This window comes from Sphaerotilus microaerophilus, from assembly GCF_023734135.1.
Taxonomy (GTDB): Bacteria; Pseudomonadota; Gammaproteobacteria; order Burkholderiales; family Burkholderiaceae_C; genus Sphaerotilus; species Sphaerotilus microaerophilus.
Map to the genome: position 1 here is coordinate 4,975,974 of NZ_AP025730.1, position 16,188 is coordinate 4,992,161.

Below are 16,188 nucleotides of genomic sequence, written 5' to 3' on the forward strand. Positions count from 1 at the left end.
TCAGCCAAAGGACCGATGTAGAAACATGTCAACCGCTGCGGCGCCGTACTTGCGCCGCAGCTTCTCCAGATACGACTGGTCCACGGTGTTGACGTAGTTCAGCAGACCGGCAAGCCGAGCCTCGGTCTTGGCGGGGCCGGCCTCCAGCATGGTGTTGAACCGCTCGCGGTCCCGGAGGTACAGGTGAAGCATGGTTTCGATCTCGTCCTTGACGGACGTGTCGACGGAGATGGTCCCATTTGGGAGGAGCACCATGCCCAGAAGCTTGATCTTTCCGCCAACGTGCAAGTACTTCGACTTGCCACGGTGCAACCGCAGCTTGCCGCTGAACATCCGATCGAGCAGGTCATTGAGGACCTCCTCTCCCGACTCCACCGCGGCGCACTCGCCCGACGACAAGACAATGTCATCCGCGTACCGCGTATAGATCACTCCAAGCTGCTGGCAGCATGCGTGGAAAGCCACATCGAAGGCGTAGAGCGCAGCGTTGCTGAGGCCCGGTGAGGTCGAGAACCCGATCGGCAATGCATCGTCCACGCAAAGCAGGTCGAGCACATGCTCCAGATGGTCCGGCAAGTCCGAGATAGGGATCTCCGCCATCGCATCAGTGATCGTCCCACGCACGATGTCGCGTGAGAGGCTGGGGAAGAACGATTCGATGTCGGTGACGAAGAAGTGGCGGCTCAACGCGTGCTGCTCCACAGCAGCGCGGGCACTGACCCCCTTCCGGTACGAGAACACAGTCCCCTCGTGAACCGGCAGAAAGTCGATCAGGAACAGGCGCAGGAAGCTGTGATAGGCCCGGAGGCGATCGCCCGGGCTGACAAGTTCTCGTCGCTTGGCTCCCTGCCGGATGTGAGTGCGCCCAAGGTCGTCCTCGGACACTTCACGCATGAAATCCGCATAGGTGCGCTTGCCATGGAACATCGCTTCAAACAGCGTCTTCAGCGGCTTCTTTGCAATGGACATGCTGGGCGTGTCAGATGGACGAGGCTGGAGCTTTGCGCTAGCATGACTTCATGCTGGCTGACTAGGAGTATCTCCGGTCGCGCAGGCCAGCCTCTAGGCCGTCTGAATCTACTTGTGTGTGTTCCCGTCTCTGGATGCCCTGAGATAGGAGCGCGCACAAGTCGTAGATTACGCTGACGTCACCCTCACGCGGTACGGGGCCCAGACATCGAGACTCAATGCGGAATCGACGTTGCGCCCGCCGGTCCCGCCCCGCCCCCAAACAACCCCCGCAACACCTCCCCCAGCCAGGCCTGCGCCGCGTCGGGTTGCCGCAGCCGCGAGACGTGCAGCGAGACGACGAAGGCCGGCCAGTGGCCGGGCAGGTCGATCTGGCTGAACTCGCCGCCTTGCACCCATTCGCGGGCGAGTTCGGCCGGCATCACGACGCCCAGCTCGCTGCGGCGCACGATGGCCGGCAGGGCGAGGAAGTGCGAGGCGGAGAGCCGCACGCGGTCGGAGAGGTTCAGGCTCTGCAGGATGGCGAGCGTCTCGGAGTGCGAACGCACCACGCCGTAGCCGAGCTGGCCCATCTCCGCGCGCAGGGCGGTGTCGTCGTGGCGGGCCGCGGCCAGCGCGGCCTGTTGCGGGTGGCCTTGGCGCAGCAACAGGGTGTAGTGGTCCTCGACCAGCGGCCAGCGCTGGGTGGCGGCGGTGCTGTTGACGCTGGGCAGGTAGCCGAAGGCAAAGTCGAGTTCGCCGCTGTCGAGCAGGCCGGGGAGGCGCTCGGGCTCGGCGACGCGGCAGTCGATCGTCACGCCCGGCGCGCGCTGGCCCAGCTCGGCCATCAGCGCGGGCAGGAAGCGCGCCTCGCCGATGTCGCTCAGGTGCAGGCGGAAGCGCCGGCGCGAGCGGGCGGGGTCGAAGCGCAGCGAATCGCCCAGCGCCTCGGCCAGCAGCCCGAAGGCCTGCGACACCGCCCGCGCGAGCTGGTCGGCCACCGGCGTGGGCCGCACGCCGTGGTGGGCGCGGGCGAACAGCGGGTCGCGCAGCTCGCGCCGCAGGCGGGCGATGGCGCTGCTGGCCGCCGGCTGGCTCATGCCGAGCTGCTCGGCGGCGCGGCTGACGCTGCGGCAGCGGTGCACCGCGGCGAAGACGCGCAGCAGGTTCAGGTCGAGTGCGGCAGGGTCGAGCCGGTCGAAGGGATCGAATGGGTCGAGGGGGTCGTCGGGAATACCGCCAGTCTCATCCATGGCATGGATATTACTTAGTCGCCTCATTCTATTGCCGACTGAATAAGGGAAGCCGACACTGCAGGCCGGACCAGACAGAGGAGACCGGCGATGGAAGTGTCATTCAGCCGCGAGATCGAGAAGCTGCGCCAGGGCGCGGGCAGCACCTTCCATGGCGAGGGCATCCTGGCGATCACCAAGGCGCTGCTGCAGAGTGGCGTGTCCTACGTCGGCGGCTACCAGGGCGCGCCGATCTCCCACCTGCTGGACGTGATGGTGCAGGCGCGCCCCTACCTGGACGAGCTGGGCGTGCACGTGCAGGCCTGCTCGAACGAGGCCTCGGCCGCGGCGATGCTGGGCGCGTCGATCCACTACCCGGTGCGCGGCGCGGTGACCTGGAAGTCGATCGTCGGCACCAACGTGGCCAGCGATGCGCTGTCGAACCTGGCCTCGCCCGGTGTGACCGGCGGCGCGCTGATCGTCGTCGGCGAGGACTACGGCGAGGGCGCCAGCGTGATCCAGGAGCGCACCCACGCCTTCGCGATGAAGAGCTGCATGCTGCTGCTCGACCCGCGGCCGGACCTGGCGCGCATGGTGGAAATGGTGGAGCACGGCTTCGCGCTGTCCGAGGCGTCGAACATGCCGGCGATCCTGGAGCTGCGCATCCGCGCCTGCCACGTGCAGGGCAGCTTCGAGTGCCGGGACAACCGCGCGCCGGCCATCTCCACCCGCGCGCTGCAGGCCGAGCCAGCCGCCTTCGACTACATGCGCCTGGCCCACCCGCCGGTGACCTTCCGCCACGAGAAGCTCAAGGGGGAGCAGCGCATTCCCGCCGCGCGGCGCTACATCACCGAGCACCGGCTGAACGAGACCTTTGCGGGCACCCACGCCGACCTGGGGATCATCGTGCAGGGCGGCCTGTACAACGCGGCGATCCGCGCGCTGCAGCAGTTCGGCCTGGCCAATGCGTACGGCGACAGCGAGATCCCGATCCACGTGCTCAACGTCACCTACCCGCTGGTGCACGACGAGCTGCTCGACTTCTGCCGCGACAAGCGCGGCGTGCTGCTGCTGGAGGAGGGCCAGCCGGAGTACATCGAGCAGGAGCTGGCCACGCTGCTGCGCCGGCAGGACCTGCAGACCCCGCTGCACGGCAAAGGAACAGGCAGCGAAGGGCTGCCCAACGGCGGCGAGTACACGGTGGAGGTGATCGCGCAGGGGCTGGCGCCCTTCGTGGCGCGCTACCTGCCGCGCCATGACGCCAGCGCCGCCACCGCCTGGCTGGCCGGCAACCGCCAGCGCCGCGAGCAGGCGGCGCAGGCGCTGGGCGCGCCGCTGCCGCCGCGCCCGCCGGCCTTCTGCATCGGCTGCCCGGAACGGCCGGTGTTCTCGGCGCTGAAGCTGGCGCAGCAGGAGGTCGGCCGGGTGCACATCGCCGCGGACATCGGCTGCCACGCCTTTGCGACCTTCGAGCCCTTCTCGTCGGGCCACTCCATCCTCGGCTACGGCATGAGCCTGGCGAGCACCGCGGGCGTCGCGCCGCTGATGGCGCGGCGCACGCTGGCCATCGTCGGCGACGGCGGCTTCTGGCACAACGGCCTGGTCACCGGCGTGCAGAGCGCGCTGTTCAACGGCGACGACGTGGTGCTGCTGATCATGAAGAACGGCTACACCTCGGCCACCGGTACGCAGGACATCATCTCCACGCCCGACGAGGAGATCAAGGCGGCGGCGGCCGACAAGCACCAGAGCCTGGTCGACCGCAACCGCACCATCGAGGAGACGCTGCGCGGCCTGGGCGTGACCTGGCTGCGCAGCTTGCACAGCTACGAGGTCGGCGCGATGCGCGACACGCTGATCGAGGCCTTCACCACCGCGCAGGGCGGGCTGAAGGTCATCGTCGCCGAGGGCGAGTGCCAGCTGGAACGCCAGCGCCGCATCAAGCCCTGGATCGCCGGCCTGCTGCAGCGCGGCGCGCGGGTGGTGCGCAGCCGCTTCGGCGTGGACGAGGATGTCTGCAGCGGCGACCACGCCTGCATCCGGCTGTCCGGCTGCCCGACGCTCAGCCTGAAGGACAACCCGGACCCGCTGAAGGTGGACCCCGTCGCCACGGTGCTGGACGGCTGCGTCGGCTGCGGCCTGTGCGGCGCCAACGCCCACGCCGCCACGCTCTGCCCCAGCTTCTACAAGGCCGAGGTGATCCAGAACCCGGCCTGGCACGAGCGGCTGGTGGCGTCCCTGCGCCAGGCGATCGTCGGCCGGTTGCTGCGCAGCGCCTGAGGAGGCCCCAAGATGAACATCGACACGACGAACCACCCGATCACCCTGCTGCTCTGCGCCCTGGGCGGCGAAGGCGGTGGCGTGCTGGCCGACTGGCTGGTGGAGGTGGCGCAGCGCGCCGGCCATGCGGTGCAGAGCACCTCGATCCCCGGCGTAGCGCAGCGCACCGGCGCCACCACCTACTACCTGGAGTTCGCGCCCCGGCCCCCCGACCCCGCCGCCCCCACCGGCCGCCGGCCGGTGTTCAGCCTCTACCCGGTGCCGGGTCAGGTGGACCTGCTGGTCTCCTCCGAGCTGCTGGAGACGGCCCGCCAGGTCAGCCTGGGGGTGACCTCGGCCGAGCGCAGCCAGGTCATCAGCAGCCGCGCCCGCGCACTGACCACCGCCGAGCGCATGCCGCTGGGCGATGGCCGGCTCGACAGCGACCGGCTGGTGGCCGTGCTGCGCCAGCACAGCCGCGAGCAGCACCTGCTCGACATGGCCGCGCTCACGCGGGAGGCCGGCACCATCGTCAGCGCGGTGATGCTCGGTGCGGTGGCCGCCAGCGGGGTGCTGCCCTTTGCGCGCGCGCTGTACGAGGCCGCCATCGGCACCGGAGGCCGCACCGCCGAGGCCAGCCGGCGCGGCTTTGCCGCCGCCTACGAGCAGGTGCAGCGCCAGCGCGAACAGGGCGAGGCGCTGCGCAAGGTCATCGCTGCGGCACCGGGCGTGCCGGCGCCGCCCCTGCTGCCGCCGGAGCTGGCCTGCCGCTTCCCGGCCGCCGTGCACCCGATGCTCGCGCTGGGCCATGCCCGGCTGGTCGAGTACCAGGATGCGGACTACGCCAGCGTGTACGCCGACCGGCTGGAGCGCGTGCTGGCGGCCGAGCGCGAGGCCGACCCGCACGCGGCGCAGTCCTGGGCCACCACCCGCGAGATGGCGCGCTGGCTGGCGCTGTGGATGGCCTTCGACGACATCGTGCGCGTGGCCGACCTGAAGCTGCGCGCCGCGCGGCTGGCGCGCATCCGTGCCGAGGCGCGCGCGGGGAACGGCGACGTGCTGAAGGTGTTCGATCATTTCAAGCCGGGCATCCCCGAGATCGCCGGCCTGCTGAGCGCGCCGCTGGCCGGTGCGCTGCAGCGCTGGGACGAGCGCCGCCAGCGCCGCGGCCTCGCCCCCTGGTCGTTCAAGCTGACGCTGGGCACGCACACGCTGCGCGGCGCGCTGGCGCTGCGCACGCTCGGCGCGATGCGCTCACTGCGCCCTCGCGGCCAGCGCTTTGCGCAGGAGCAGGCGCTGATCGAGCACTGGCTGGCGGGTGTGGTGGACCTGACGCGCCGCCACTGGGCCAGCGGCCACGAGGTTGCGCTCTGCGGGCGGCTGATCAAGGGCTACGGCAGCACCAACGAGCGCGGCAAGGCGGCGCTGCTGCATGTGCTCGACCAGCTGGCGCGGCAGGTGCCCTTTGCCGGCGACGACGAACGCGCTGACGCCATCGCCCGGGCCCGCCAGGCGGCACTGGCCGACGACGCCGGCCGGGCGCTGGACCAGGCGCTGGTCAGCATGGGTGCCGCCCCCCGGCCGCTGCGCGAGCAGCCGATCCGCTTCGTGCGCCGCCGTCCGGGCGTGCAGGCTGCGGTGCAGGCGGCTGCGCAGGGGCACGTGCCGGGGAGCGCAGCCGGTTCTTGATCTGGGATAACTCCGACACGACGTTGCCGGCAGGGTCGGCCGCGGGCGAAGGATGATCCGCCCATGGCCACGCTGACGCTGCCTGACCCCCCCACCCCGGCCCCCGCCTCGGCACCCGCCGCCGCACGGCCGGCTGCGCCGACCCTGCCCGGCCACCGGGCGATGTGGGTGGCGATCTGCCTGGAGTTCATCGAGTTCGCGGTGTTCTTCACCATCTACTTCAGCTCGCGCTGGTTCCACCCGCAGGACTTCCAGACCGGGGCGGCGCGGCTGTGGACGCTGGGCGGCGTGCTGATCACGCTGGTGATGGTGACCAGCGGCTACCTGCTCACCCGCATGCTGCGCGCCATGCGCGAGGGCCGGCGCGTGGCGGCGCAGCGCTGGCTGCTGCTGGCACTCGCCGTCGGGCTGGCCTACCCCGCCATCAAGCTGGCCGAGTGGCACTGGAACCAGGGCCAGGGGCTGGACGCCGGGGCCGGCATCTTCGTGGTCGTGTACTACTACCTGACGATCAACCACTTCGTGCACTCCAGCTGGGGCCTGCTGGGCATGGCCTGGGGCTGGGTGCGGCTGCGCACCGGGGCCTACTCGGCCGAGGACTGCCGCGGCCTGGAGTCGCTGGCCGTCTACTGGCACGCCACCGACCTGGTCTGGCTGATGATCTTCAGCCTCTTTTACGCGTTTGCCTGAGGAGCCCGGCCATGCATCGCCCCAGCACGACGACCCTGGCCTGGTGGGCCCTGATGGCGCTGACCGGGCTGAGCGTGGCCGCCGCCGGGGTGGCGCATGACGGCGGCACGCGCTTCTGGATGACCGCCGCGGTGGCCGCCATCGCCTGGGTCAAGGCCCAGTTGCTGCTGCGTGAGTACCTGGAACTGCACCGCGCCACGCCGGTGTTCCGTCGCCTCATCCAGGGCTTTGCGGCACTGGCGCCGCTGGGGCTGCTGGCCAGCGCGCTGCACGAGCTGGCGCGCTGACCCCGGCCCGGGTTCCCGGGATCAGCGCCCCTGTGCGGCGGCGAGTTGCTGCGCTTCCTTGCGGCGCGCGCGCCAGGCGCCGAACATCGCCAGCAGGCCGGGCACCACGATCAGCGCCCAGATGATCTTCTCCAGGTTCGACTTCACCCAGGGGATGTTGCCGAAGAGGTAGCCGGCGGTGACGATGCCACCCACCCAGAGCGCGCCGCCGGTGACGTCGAAGAAGGTGAACTTGCGCCGCGTCATCTGCGCCACGCCGGCCACGAAGGGCGCGAAGGTGCGCACGAAGGGCATGAAGCGGGCGATCACGATCGTGACGCCACCATAGCGCTCGTAGAACTCGTGCGCCTGGTTGAAGGCGCGGCGGTTGAACCAGCGGCTGTCCTCCCACTGGAACACCTTCGGCCCGATCCAGCGGCCGATGGTGTAGTTGCTCTGGTTGCCCGCCACCGCGGCGGCAAACAGCAGGCCCAGCGAGAGCCAGAGGTCCATCAGGCCGACGCCGCACATCGCGCCCACCACGAACAGCAGCGAGTCACCTGGCAGGAAGGGCATCACCACCACGCCCGTCTCGACGAAGATGATCAGGAACAGCAGGGCGTAGATCCACGGGCCGTAGGCCTGCACGAAGGCCATCAGGTGGCGGTCGACGTGGAGCACGAAATCGAGCAGGGAAAGCAGCAGGTCCATGGGGGCGCGATTATCCGGGTCGGTCCATGACGGCTTCCTGAGCACTCGTGCACGTTGCGGGGTTCCAACTGCCCCGCACGGCAGCACACCCCTTGGTCAGGGGGCACACTCGGCGCCACGCCAACCCCCTCGCCATGCAACGCCGACCCTTCCTCATCGCCTCCCTCGCGGCCCCCACCGCCCCCCTGTGGCTGCATCCGGTGGGCGCCCACGCCGCGGTGCCCGACCTGGTGCTCGGGCAGTTCGCCCCGCTGAGCGGGCCGCTGGCCGGCCGGCTGGCGGCATTCAGTGCTGGCGCAAGGCTGGTCTTCGACCAGATCAACCAGGCCGGTGGCATCCGGGGCCGGCGCATCCGCTGGGAATCGGTGGATGACCACGGCCAGGCCGAGGAATCTCTGGCCGCCACCCGGCGCTTCGTGCAGCGCGAGCAGGCCACCGCGCTGTTCGGCTGTGCCGGCAACGAGGGCACGCTGGCGTCGCTGAAGCTGCTGCGGCAGTCCGGCGTGCCGGCCGTGGCCGGGCAGGAGGTGAGCGACAGCCTGCGCCTGGAGGGCAGCCGCATCGCCTACTTCCTGCGGGCAGGCCTGGCCCGCGAGGCCGAGGCGCTGGTCCGCCACGTCGCCGAGGCCGGGCTGACGAGCGTGGCGATCCTGCACGAGCCGGGGCCGGCAGGCGGTGAGTTGCTGCGGGTGCTGGGCGACGCCTGCGCCGCCCGCCAGCTGAAACTGCTGGGCCAGGCCGCCGTCACGGCGGACGCGGGGGTGCCGCAGGAGGCCGCGCGCAAGCTGCTGGCGCTGAGCCCGCAGGCGCTGCTGCTGGCCGTGCCCGGACGGCTGGCCGTGCCGGTGCTCTACGCCGCCCAGGCCCTGGGCAAGCAGCCGGCGAGCTATGGCCTGTCGCTGGTGGCGCAGGACGAGCACATCCTGCGCCTGGGCGAGCGTGGCCGCGCCCTGTCGGTCGCGCAGGTGATGCCCAATCCCTGGAGCACCCGCGACGCCGCGCTGATCGAGTTCCGCCGCCAGGCCACCGCCTCGCGCGTGCCGATCGGCTACCCGGGCGTGGAGGGCTGGCTGAGCGCCAAGGTGCTGGTCGAGGCCCTGCAGCGCTGCGGGCGCGACACCAGCCCGGCGCGGCTGCACGCGGTGCTCGACGGCCTGAAGATGACGATCGCCGGGCTGGAGGTCGACTTCAGCCGCCGCGAGCTGTCGGGCTCGCGCTTCGTCGAGCTGGTGCAAGTCACGCCGGACGGGCGCTGGCGCAGCTGAGAACCTGTGAACGCCCGCCGGGAACCGGCGAGCACCCCCGCCGCGGCAGCGGTGGGCCCCGCTTCCTAGAATGGTGGTCGATGTCTGACCTCCTTCTCCCCGAGACCGACCTGGCGATCCCCGCGCCTGCCATCGCCCTGCCGCCGCGCCGCGCCATCCGCGAGCTGCCCGACGAGCTGGTCAGCCAGATCGCCGCCGGCGAGGTGGTGGAGCGCCCCGCCTCGGTGGTGCGCGAGCTGGTCGACAACGCCCTGGACGCGGGCGCCCGCCAGGTCACGCTGCGCCTGTCGGCCGGCGGCGTGCGCGCCATCGTGGTGGAGGACGACGGCGGCGGCATCCCCGCTGCCGAGCTGCCGCTGGCGCTCAAGCGCCATGCCACCAGCAAGATCGGCTCGCTGGCCGAGCTGGAGCGCGTGGCAACGATGGGCTTTCGCGGCGAGGCGTTGGCCGCCATCGCCTCGGTGGCCGAGGTCAGTGTCACCAGCCGCACCGCCGACGCCGCGCATGCGCTGCGTCTGGACGCACGCAGCGGCGAGCTGAGCCCGGCCGCGCGCGCGGTGGGCACCACGGTGGAGGTGCGCGAGCTGTTCTTCGCCACGCCGGCGCGGCGCAAGTTCCTGAAGACCGACGCCACCGAGCTGGCACATTGCCTCGAAGCGGTGCGCCGCCACGCGCTGGCGCGGCCAGACTGCGGCTTTGCGGTCTGGCACGAGGGCCGGCTGGTCGAGCAGTGGCGCCCGGCCAGCGCCGAGCAGCGCCTGCGCGACGTGCTGGGCGAGGACTTCATCACCGGCAGCCGGGCGGTGGCCTGGCAGGCCGGGCCGCTGATGATCGAGGGCCGCGTCGGCCTGCCCGAGCTGGCGCGCGCCCGCGCCGACACGCAGTACGCCTACGTCAACGGCCGGTACGTGCGCGACCGCCTGGTGGGCCACGGCGTGCGCAGCGCCTACGAGGACGTGCTGCACGGCAGCCGCCAGCCGAGCTGGGTGCTCTTCATCGGCATCGCCCCCGAGCGGGTGGACGTGAACGTGCACCCGACCAAGATCGAGGTGCGGTTTCGCGATGGGCGCGAGGTGCACCAGGCGCTGCGCCACGCGGTCGAGAACGTGCTGGCCCCGCCGCGCACGGCCGAGCTGGACGCAGGATCGGCAACGCCGGATCTCCCCGCAGACGGCTCGCCCGTTGCTGTGCCGTCGCCCGCGTCGCCCACATCCCCAGCGTCCCCCGCTGGCTGGCCGGCCTGGCCGCGCGACGAGCGCCCCACGCTGCGCCAGGCCGGGCTGGCCCTGGAGACGGCCGCGGCGCTGCAGGTGCGCGAAGGCGCGCCCGCCTGGTCGATCGCCGCCGCCCCGCCCTTGGGCCTGGCGCCCGCGTCGATGGCCGCAGCCACCGCCGATGCCGCGACGCCACCGGCCGACTCCCAGTGGCCGCTCGGGCGCGCGCTGGCGCAGCTGGGCGGCATCTACATCCTGGCCGAGAACGCCCGCGGGCTGGTGGTGGTCGACATGCACGCTGCGCACGAGCGCATCGTCTACGAGCGGCTCAAGGCGCAGTACGCCGCCAGCCGCAGCGGGGCCGGATCGGCCGAAGGCAGCGCCTTCGCCTCCCAGCCGCTGCTGATCCCGGCCACTTTCGCCGCCACGCCGGCCGAGGTGGCCTGCGCCGAGGCGCAGGCGGCGGTGCTGGCGCAGCTGGGGCTGGACGTGGCACCGCTGTCGCCCGGCGTGCTCGCAGTGCGCGCCCTGCCGGCGGCCCTGCGCGGTGCGGACCCGGTGGCGCTGGCCCGCGCGGTACTGGGCGAGCTGGCGGAGACGGATGGACGGGATGGTTCGGCCCTGGTGGCGCGCGCCCACGACGAGATCCTCGCCACGATGGCCTGCCACGGCGCGGTGCGCGCCAGCCGCCAGCTCACGCTGCCCGAGATGAACGCGCTGCTGCGCGACATGGAGGCCACCGAGCGCGCCGACCTGTGCAACCACGGCCGGCCGACCTGGCGGCAGATCGGCCTGCGCGAGCTGGACCAGCTCTTCCTGCGGGGGCGCTGAGCCCCACGGACGGATCGGCCGGGGGCCGATCCAGGGCGGTCAGATGTCCAGCGCGATGTGCCGGACCTCGTCCAGCCCGATCTGGCCGGACAGCATCTTCTCGCAGGCATCCTGGCGCAGGGTCCGCATGCCATCCTTCATCGCCTGGCGCTGCAGGTTCCAGGCGGGCGCACCGGCGCGCAGCAGGCGGCGCATCTCGCGCCCGACCACCAGCAGCTCATGGACCGCACGGTAGCGCCCCTGGCTGCTGCTGCCACAGCGCTCGCAGCCGGGGCTCTGGTAGCGGCGCAGCTTGCCTTCGCGGCCGAAGCGCTCGATCCAGCTGCGCAGCAGCGCGTCACGTTCGGCCTCGGCATCCTCCACCGGGCTGCCGTGCAGGTAGGCGTCCAGCCACTCGTTGACCTCGTTGTCCTTGGCTGGGCGGCTCATGCGGCAGCTGCTGCACAGGCGCCGGGCCAGGCGCTGGCTGTGCACGCCCAGCAGGGCATCGCTCAGGTTCCAGGGCTCGATGCCCTGGTCGAGCAGGCGCATCAACGCGTCCGCCGCGCCGCGCGCGGGCAGCGCCCCCAGCACCAACCGGCCATTGAGCGCGGCATCCACCGCCGCCCGGGCGGCGCCGGGCTCGCGCAGGTCGGCCACCATGATCACGTCGGCATCGGCATGCTGCAGTCCCCGCAGGGCCTGCTCCACGTCCTGGCCGCCACCGGGGCGCAACTCGATCTGGCGCAGACCCGGCTGGCTGAGTTCGATGCGCTCCTCAATGGACCAGAGCCGGCGCTCGGGCCGGTTCAGGTGTGCCAGCGCCGCATGCAGCGTGGTGGTGCGGCCGCTGCGCGGCGGGCTGGCGTGCAGGATCAGGCCCGCGGGGCGGTTGAGCAGCTGGGTGTAGCGCTCCAGGTCGTCGGTCGAAAAACCCAGGCCGTCAAGCTTCATCGGCTTGAGCCTGGCGGGCAGGCCGATCACCAGGTCCTCCAGCCCCCCCACGCTGGGCACGGTGGCGATGCGCAGGTCGATCTTGTGCGCCGGCGCGATGCGGCCGAAGGACAGCCGCCCCTGCTGGGCGCGCCGGTTGTCGGTGACGTCCAGCTCGGCCAGCGCCTTGATGCGCGGGATCAGGGTGCCGCGCAGGGCCGCCGGCAGAGCGGGCAGCGTCTCCAGCTGGCCCTCGCGGCGCAGGCGCACCTGGACGCCCTCCTCGCCCGGCAGGCATTCCAGGTGGATGCTGCTGGCGCCCTTGACCAGGGCCTCGCTGACCAGGCTGACGATGGCCTGCACCACCGGGCTGTCGGCCCGCTCCAGGCGGGCACGGCCGCGCAACTCGCTGCCGCCACCCGAGTGACCACTGTGACTACTGTGGCTGCCGTGGCCACTGCCGCCAACGCCGGCCCGCTGTGCACGGGCATCGGCCAGTGCGGCCGCCAGCGCCGGCGCACTGGGCGCAGCAGCGACATCGAGCGCGCCGGCCACGCTGGCGCCCGCCGCGCGGCCCGGCCGGCTGGTGGTGGGGTCGAAGACCATGTGGCCCGACGCCGGCGATGTCGCCGATGTCGCCGAGACCGCCGCAGCGGGCCTGCCCGCGGCGCGGGCCGACGCCGGGCGACCCGATCGGGGCGGCCGAGCTGTATCGATCAGCTCGGCCGTCAGCACCGGGAAGGCCGGCATCTCCGCCGCACCGGCAGCACTGGCCGCCACCAGGTCCCGGTAGGCGCGCTCGATGGCCGTCTGCAGGTCGCCGGCACCCGCCAGCGCTGGCAGCACGGCGCACTGCGCCACGTCCTTGAGGGTGTTGATCAGGTCGTCGCGGGTGGCGTCGTCCATCGCCACCACCAGGCGCCCGCCCCGGCGCAGCAGCGGCAGGACGCTCAGGCGGCGTGCCAGGTCCTGCGGCACCAGGCGCAGCGCCTCGGCGTCGGGGGCGAAGGTGGTGACGTCCACCACCGGGTAGCCCATCTTGCGCGCCAGCGCGACGCGCACCTCTTCCTGGCTGACCAGGCCGCGCTGCACCAGCACCTCGCCCAGCGGCTGGGTGCGCTCCGCCTCCTGCTGGCGCAGGGCGCGCTGCAGTTGCTCGTCGTCGGTGAAGCCCAGCGCCACCAGGGCCTCGCCCAGGCGCACCAGCGGCATGCGCGCCTGCTTGTCCAGCGCCACCAGCAGCTGCTCGGGGGTGACCACCTGGCGCGCCAGCAGGATGTCGCCCAGCTTCTGCGCGCGCAGCTTCTTCTGCGCCTCCAGGCCCTGCTCGATCTGCCGGCTGCGCTCGCTGTCGCCCTCGGCCAGCAGGTCGCCCAGGCGTTCGCCCACCTGGCTGCGCTCGATCAGTGCGCGCGGGATGAAATGGCGCTCCACCGAGCCGCGGTCGTCCTTGGGTTCGAACAGGAACAGGCCGGCCTCGGTCTCGACGTGGGTCACGGTCTGGCCGGTATAGGTCGTGCCACCGAACAACAGCACCTCGTAGGGCTGCACCGGGTGGTGGGTCAGCACGGGGGCCTGGGCCGGGTCGACCGCCGCGTCGGCGTCGGTCTGCAGCGTCAGCGCACGCAGCGGGCGCTGCAGCGTGAGGCGGCGGATCTGGGAGAAGCGCAGCGGCGTCGCCGCCTTCTCGCCCGGTATCTGCACGCGCGCCACGCCCTCGACCGGCTCGAACACCGTCAGCAGCCCCGAGACAAAGCTGCCGGTGCGGCTCTCCACCACGCAGGGCTCGGGCTCGATCTGGCAGGTGGGCGACGGGTAGGCGGCCAGCGGCGGGGTGGGCCAGGCAAAGGGTTCCAGGCGCGCTCCGGACCCGGCGGACGCGGCCCCCGGCTGGGCGCGGTGCAGTTCCTCGTCAAGCGGAACCAGGGTCAGCGGCGGCAGGGAGAGGTCGGACATGGTGGTCGGCAGCGCTCGAATCCGTCGCAGGCGCGGCCCCCCACGGACCGGACCTTCGACCCTTTGATGCTAGGAAACGCCACCGGCCGCCAAGGGCGGATGAGGGGCCGAAACACCCCGCACTCCACCGTGAACCGCAGCGGCGGCCAAGCCCCCCAAGCCGGGTCAGGGCGCCAGGTGCAACTCGGCGGCGAATCCGGCCGCCGTGGGCGGCAGCAGCAGCCGCCCGCCGTGCGAGCGCGCCACCATGTCGGCCAGCATCAGCCCCAGGCCCATGCGGCCCTCGTAGGCCTGGGCATCCAGCGCCTGCTGCAGCGCGATGCGGCGCTCGGCCGGCACGCCGGGCCCGTCGTCTTCCAGGCGCACCTGGCCGGGCCGCGGCAGGCTCACCCGCACCCGGTGCGCGCCGTGGCGCACCGCGTTGTCCAGCAGGTTCACCAGGGCGGCGGTCAGCAGGTCGGGGTCGGCCACCAGGGTGGCGCCGGCCGGCACCTCCACCTGCAGGCCGTCGGCGGGCAGCCGGGCCAGCAGCGTCCCCAGGTCCACCGGCTGGGGCTGCAGCTCCACGCCGCTGCGAAACAGCGCCAGCAGCGCCGCCACCACCCGCTGCAGCCGCCCGGCCGCATCGCGCACCCGCTGCAGGCGCGGCTGCAGCGTGGCCGGCGCCTCGCGCAGCGCCACGGCGAGCTGGGCGTCGATGCCCGCCAGCGGCGTGCGCAGGGCATGCGCCGCGTGGGCGGTGAAGGCCCGCTCATGGGCCACGCGCCGCGCCAGCCGGCGCGCCAGCTCGTCGATCGCCGCCTGCACCGGCTGCAGCTCCTCGCGCTCGGCAGCCCCCAGCGAGGCCCCTGCCGCCAGGGGGTCGTAGCCGCTCAGCCGCTGGCTGAGGCGGTTCAGCGGCGCGAGCTCGTGGCTGACGCGCGCGCGCAGCCAGACGTGGCCCAGCAGCCCCAGCGCCAGGGCCGCCAGCGCCGCGCTCAGCGCGATGTCGGCCTGCGCTTCATAGCGCTCCTCGAAGGTCTGCCCGACGTAGAGCACACGCCCACCTGCACCCAGCGCCAGCGCATACAGACGCCAGGTCCCCGCAACCCCGAAGCCCGGCTGCTGCAGCAGCACCCAGGGCTGTGCCGGCGCCAGCGAGGAGCGCACCAGCAGCTGCCCCTGTGGCCCGACCACCTGCCAGGCAAAACGCCCCGAGCCGTGATCGGTCACCACCGTCACCCGCGCCGGCGGTGCCGCCACCGCCGCGGGCAGGTCCACCATGAGCGAGGCCAGCACCTCGGCCGAGCTCATCAGCGTGTCGTCGAGCAGCTCGACCGCCTCGTCCTTGGCCGCCAGCCAGACCGCCGCGGCCACCGCCAGGCTCCACACCAGCGACCAGCCCAGCAGCGAGCGCGCCAGGCGGCGGCCGATCGCGGGCAAGGTCATGCCAGCCCCCGAACCTGCCGCTTCGCGTCAGCCCCCCCAAGGGGGTTGAGGAAACGGGGGGCAGCCCGGCGTTTCCTCACTGCGGCACCCCGACGCGGTAGCCCAGGCCCCGCACCGTATCGATCAACTCGCGGCCGAGCTTGCGGCGCAGGGCCGAGACGTGCACCTCCAGTGCGTTGCTGGCCAGCTCGGACTCGAAGCCCAGCACCAGCCTCTCCAGGTCCGTCTTGGCGACGATGCGCCCGGCGCGCAGCACCAGGGCCTCCAGCACCGCCCACTCGCGCGCAGTCAGGTCCGCCGGCACGCCGCCCACCGTGGCGCTGCGGGCAGCCAGGTCGATCTCCACCTCGCCAAAGCGCCGCCGGGCCGCCGTGCCCCCACTCACGCGGCGGGTGATGGCGCGCAGGCGCGCGGCCAGCTCCTCGGGCGCAAAGGGCTTGACGAGGTAGTCGTCCGCCCCGCTGTCGAGGCCCTGGATGCGGTCGCTCAGCCGGTCGCGCGCCGTCAGCATCAGCGCCGGCGTGGTGTCGCCTCGGTGGCGCTGCTCGCGCAGCCAGTCCAGGCCCGAGCCGTCGGGCAGCTGCCAGTCGACCAGCAGGCCGTCATAGGGCTCGCCGCGGTAGGCCGCGGCGTCGGCCAGGCGCCGGCACCAGTCCACGCCATGGCCCTCGGCGCGCAGGTAGTCGCGCAGGCCCTCGCCCAGGATGTCGTCGTCTTCGATCAGGAGCAAACGCATGGTCGGTCGGTGGATCGCACAGTCAGGTCTGAGGGCAAAGGTACCACCGCT

At 72.4% G+C, this 16,188-nt stretch carries 12 protein-coding genes; 6 read left to right on the forward strand and 6 right to left on the reverse strand.

Going from position 1 to position 16,188, the window contains the following annotated elements; translation table 11 throughout:
- A complete protein-coding gene (locus NGK70_RS21265; RefSeq protein ID WP_251970467.1) occupies window positions 1-969 on the reverse strand; it encodes a reverse transcriptase domain-containing protein in 969 nt (322 codons plus the stop codon).
- Window positions 970-1,184: 215 nt separating this feature from the next.
- Window positions 1,185-2,201, reverse strand: coding sequence for a LysR family transcriptional regulator (locus NGK70_RS21270; protein WP_251970468.1), 1,017 nt, complete (start codon window positions 2,199-2,201; stop codon window positions 1,185-1,187).
- Between the two features lie 90 nt (window positions 2,202-2,291).
- Between NGK70_RS21270 and NGK70_RS21275 the strand changes: the two genes are divergently transcribed.
- The 4 genes from NGK70_RS21275 (at window position 2,292) to NGK70_RS21290 (ending at window position 7,105) form a co-directional block, all read left to right on the forward strand.
- Window positions 2,292-4,460, forward strand: a complete 2,169-nt coding sequence (locus NGK70_RS21275; protein WP_251970469.1) for a thiamine pyrophosphate-dependent enzyme — start codon at window positions 2,292-2,294, stop codon at window positions 4,458-4,460.
- Between the two features lie 12 nt (window positions 4,461-4,472).
- A complete protein-coding gene (locus tag NGK70_RS21280) occupies window positions 4,473-6,128 on the forward strand; it encodes an indolepyruvate oxidoreductase subunit beta family protein (protein ID WP_251970470.1) in 1,656 nt (551 codons plus the stop codon).
- A 63-nt stretch (window positions 6,129-6,191) separates the two neighbouring features.
- Window positions 6,192-6,818 (forward strand): cytochrome c oxidase subunit 3, encoded by a 627-nt coding sequence (locus NGK70_RS21285; RefSeq protein WP_251970471.1) that lies wholly within the window; start codon window positions 6,192-6,194, stop codon window positions 6,816-6,818.
- An 11-nt stretch (window positions 6,819-6,829) separates the two neighbouring features.
- The gene (locus NGK70_RS21290) at window positions 6,830-7,105 is read left to right on the forward strand and encodes a cytochrome C oxidase subunit IV family protein (RefSeq protein ID WP_251970472.1); all 276 of its coding nucleotides are present in this window, start codon (window positions 6,830-6,832) and stop codon (window positions 7,103-7,105) included.
- Between the two features lie 21 nt (window positions 7,106-7,126).
- Here NGK70_RS21290 and NGK70_RS21295 read toward each other — a convergent pair whose 3' ends face one another.
- Complete coding sequence (locus NGK70_RS21295; RefSeq protein WP_251970473.1) at window positions 7,127-7,795, reverse strand: DedA family protein; 669 nt, start codon at window positions 7,793-7,795, stop codon at window positions 7,127-7,129.
- Between the two features lie 134 nt (window positions 7,796-7,929).
- Here NGK70_RS21295 and NGK70_RS21300 point away from each other — a divergent pair, with 134 nt between their 5' ends.
- Complete coding sequence (locus NGK70_RS21300; RefSeq protein WP_251970474.1) at window positions 7,930-9,060, forward strand: ABC transporter substrate-binding protein; 1,131 nt, start codon at window positions 7,930-7,932, stop codon at window positions 9,058-9,060.
- A gap of 80 nt (window positions 9,061-9,140) precedes the next feature.
- Entirely contained in the window at window positions 9,141-11,105 is a 1,965-nt protein-coding gene (mutL, locus tag NGK70_RS21305) for a DNA mismatch repair endonuclease MutL (RefSeq protein ID WP_251970475.1), read from the forward strand.
- A gap of 39 nt (window positions 11,106-11,144) precedes the next feature.
- Here mutL and NGK70_RS21310 read toward each other — a convergent pair whose 3' ends face one another.
- The 3 genes from NGK70_RS21310 to NGK70_RS21320 all read right to left on the reverse strand — a co-directional run bounded on the left by NGK70_RS21310 (window position 11,145) and on the right by NGK70_RS21320 (window position 16,137).
- On the reverse strand, window positions 11,145-13,973 hold the full coding sequence (locus NGK70_RS21310; RefSeq protein WP_251970476.1) for a GspE/PulE family protein: 2,829 nt from the start codon (window positions 13,971-13,973) through the stop codon (window positions 11,145-11,147).
- Between the two features lie 165 nt (window positions 13,974-14,138).
- Window positions 14,139-15,401 (reverse strand): sensor histidine kinase, encoded by a 1,263-nt coding sequence (locus NGK70_RS21315; RefSeq protein WP_251970477.1) that lies wholly within the window; start codon window positions 15,399-15,401, stop codon window positions 14,139-14,141.
- A gap of 76 nt (window positions 15,402-15,477) precedes the next feature.
- Window positions 15,478-16,137 (reverse strand): response regulator transcription factor, encoded by a 660-nt coding sequence (locus tag NGK70_RS21320; RefSeq protein WP_251970478.1) that lies wholly within the window; start codon window positions 16,135-16,137, stop codon window positions 15,478-15,480.
- Window positions 16,138-16,188: the final 51 nt, after the last annotated feature.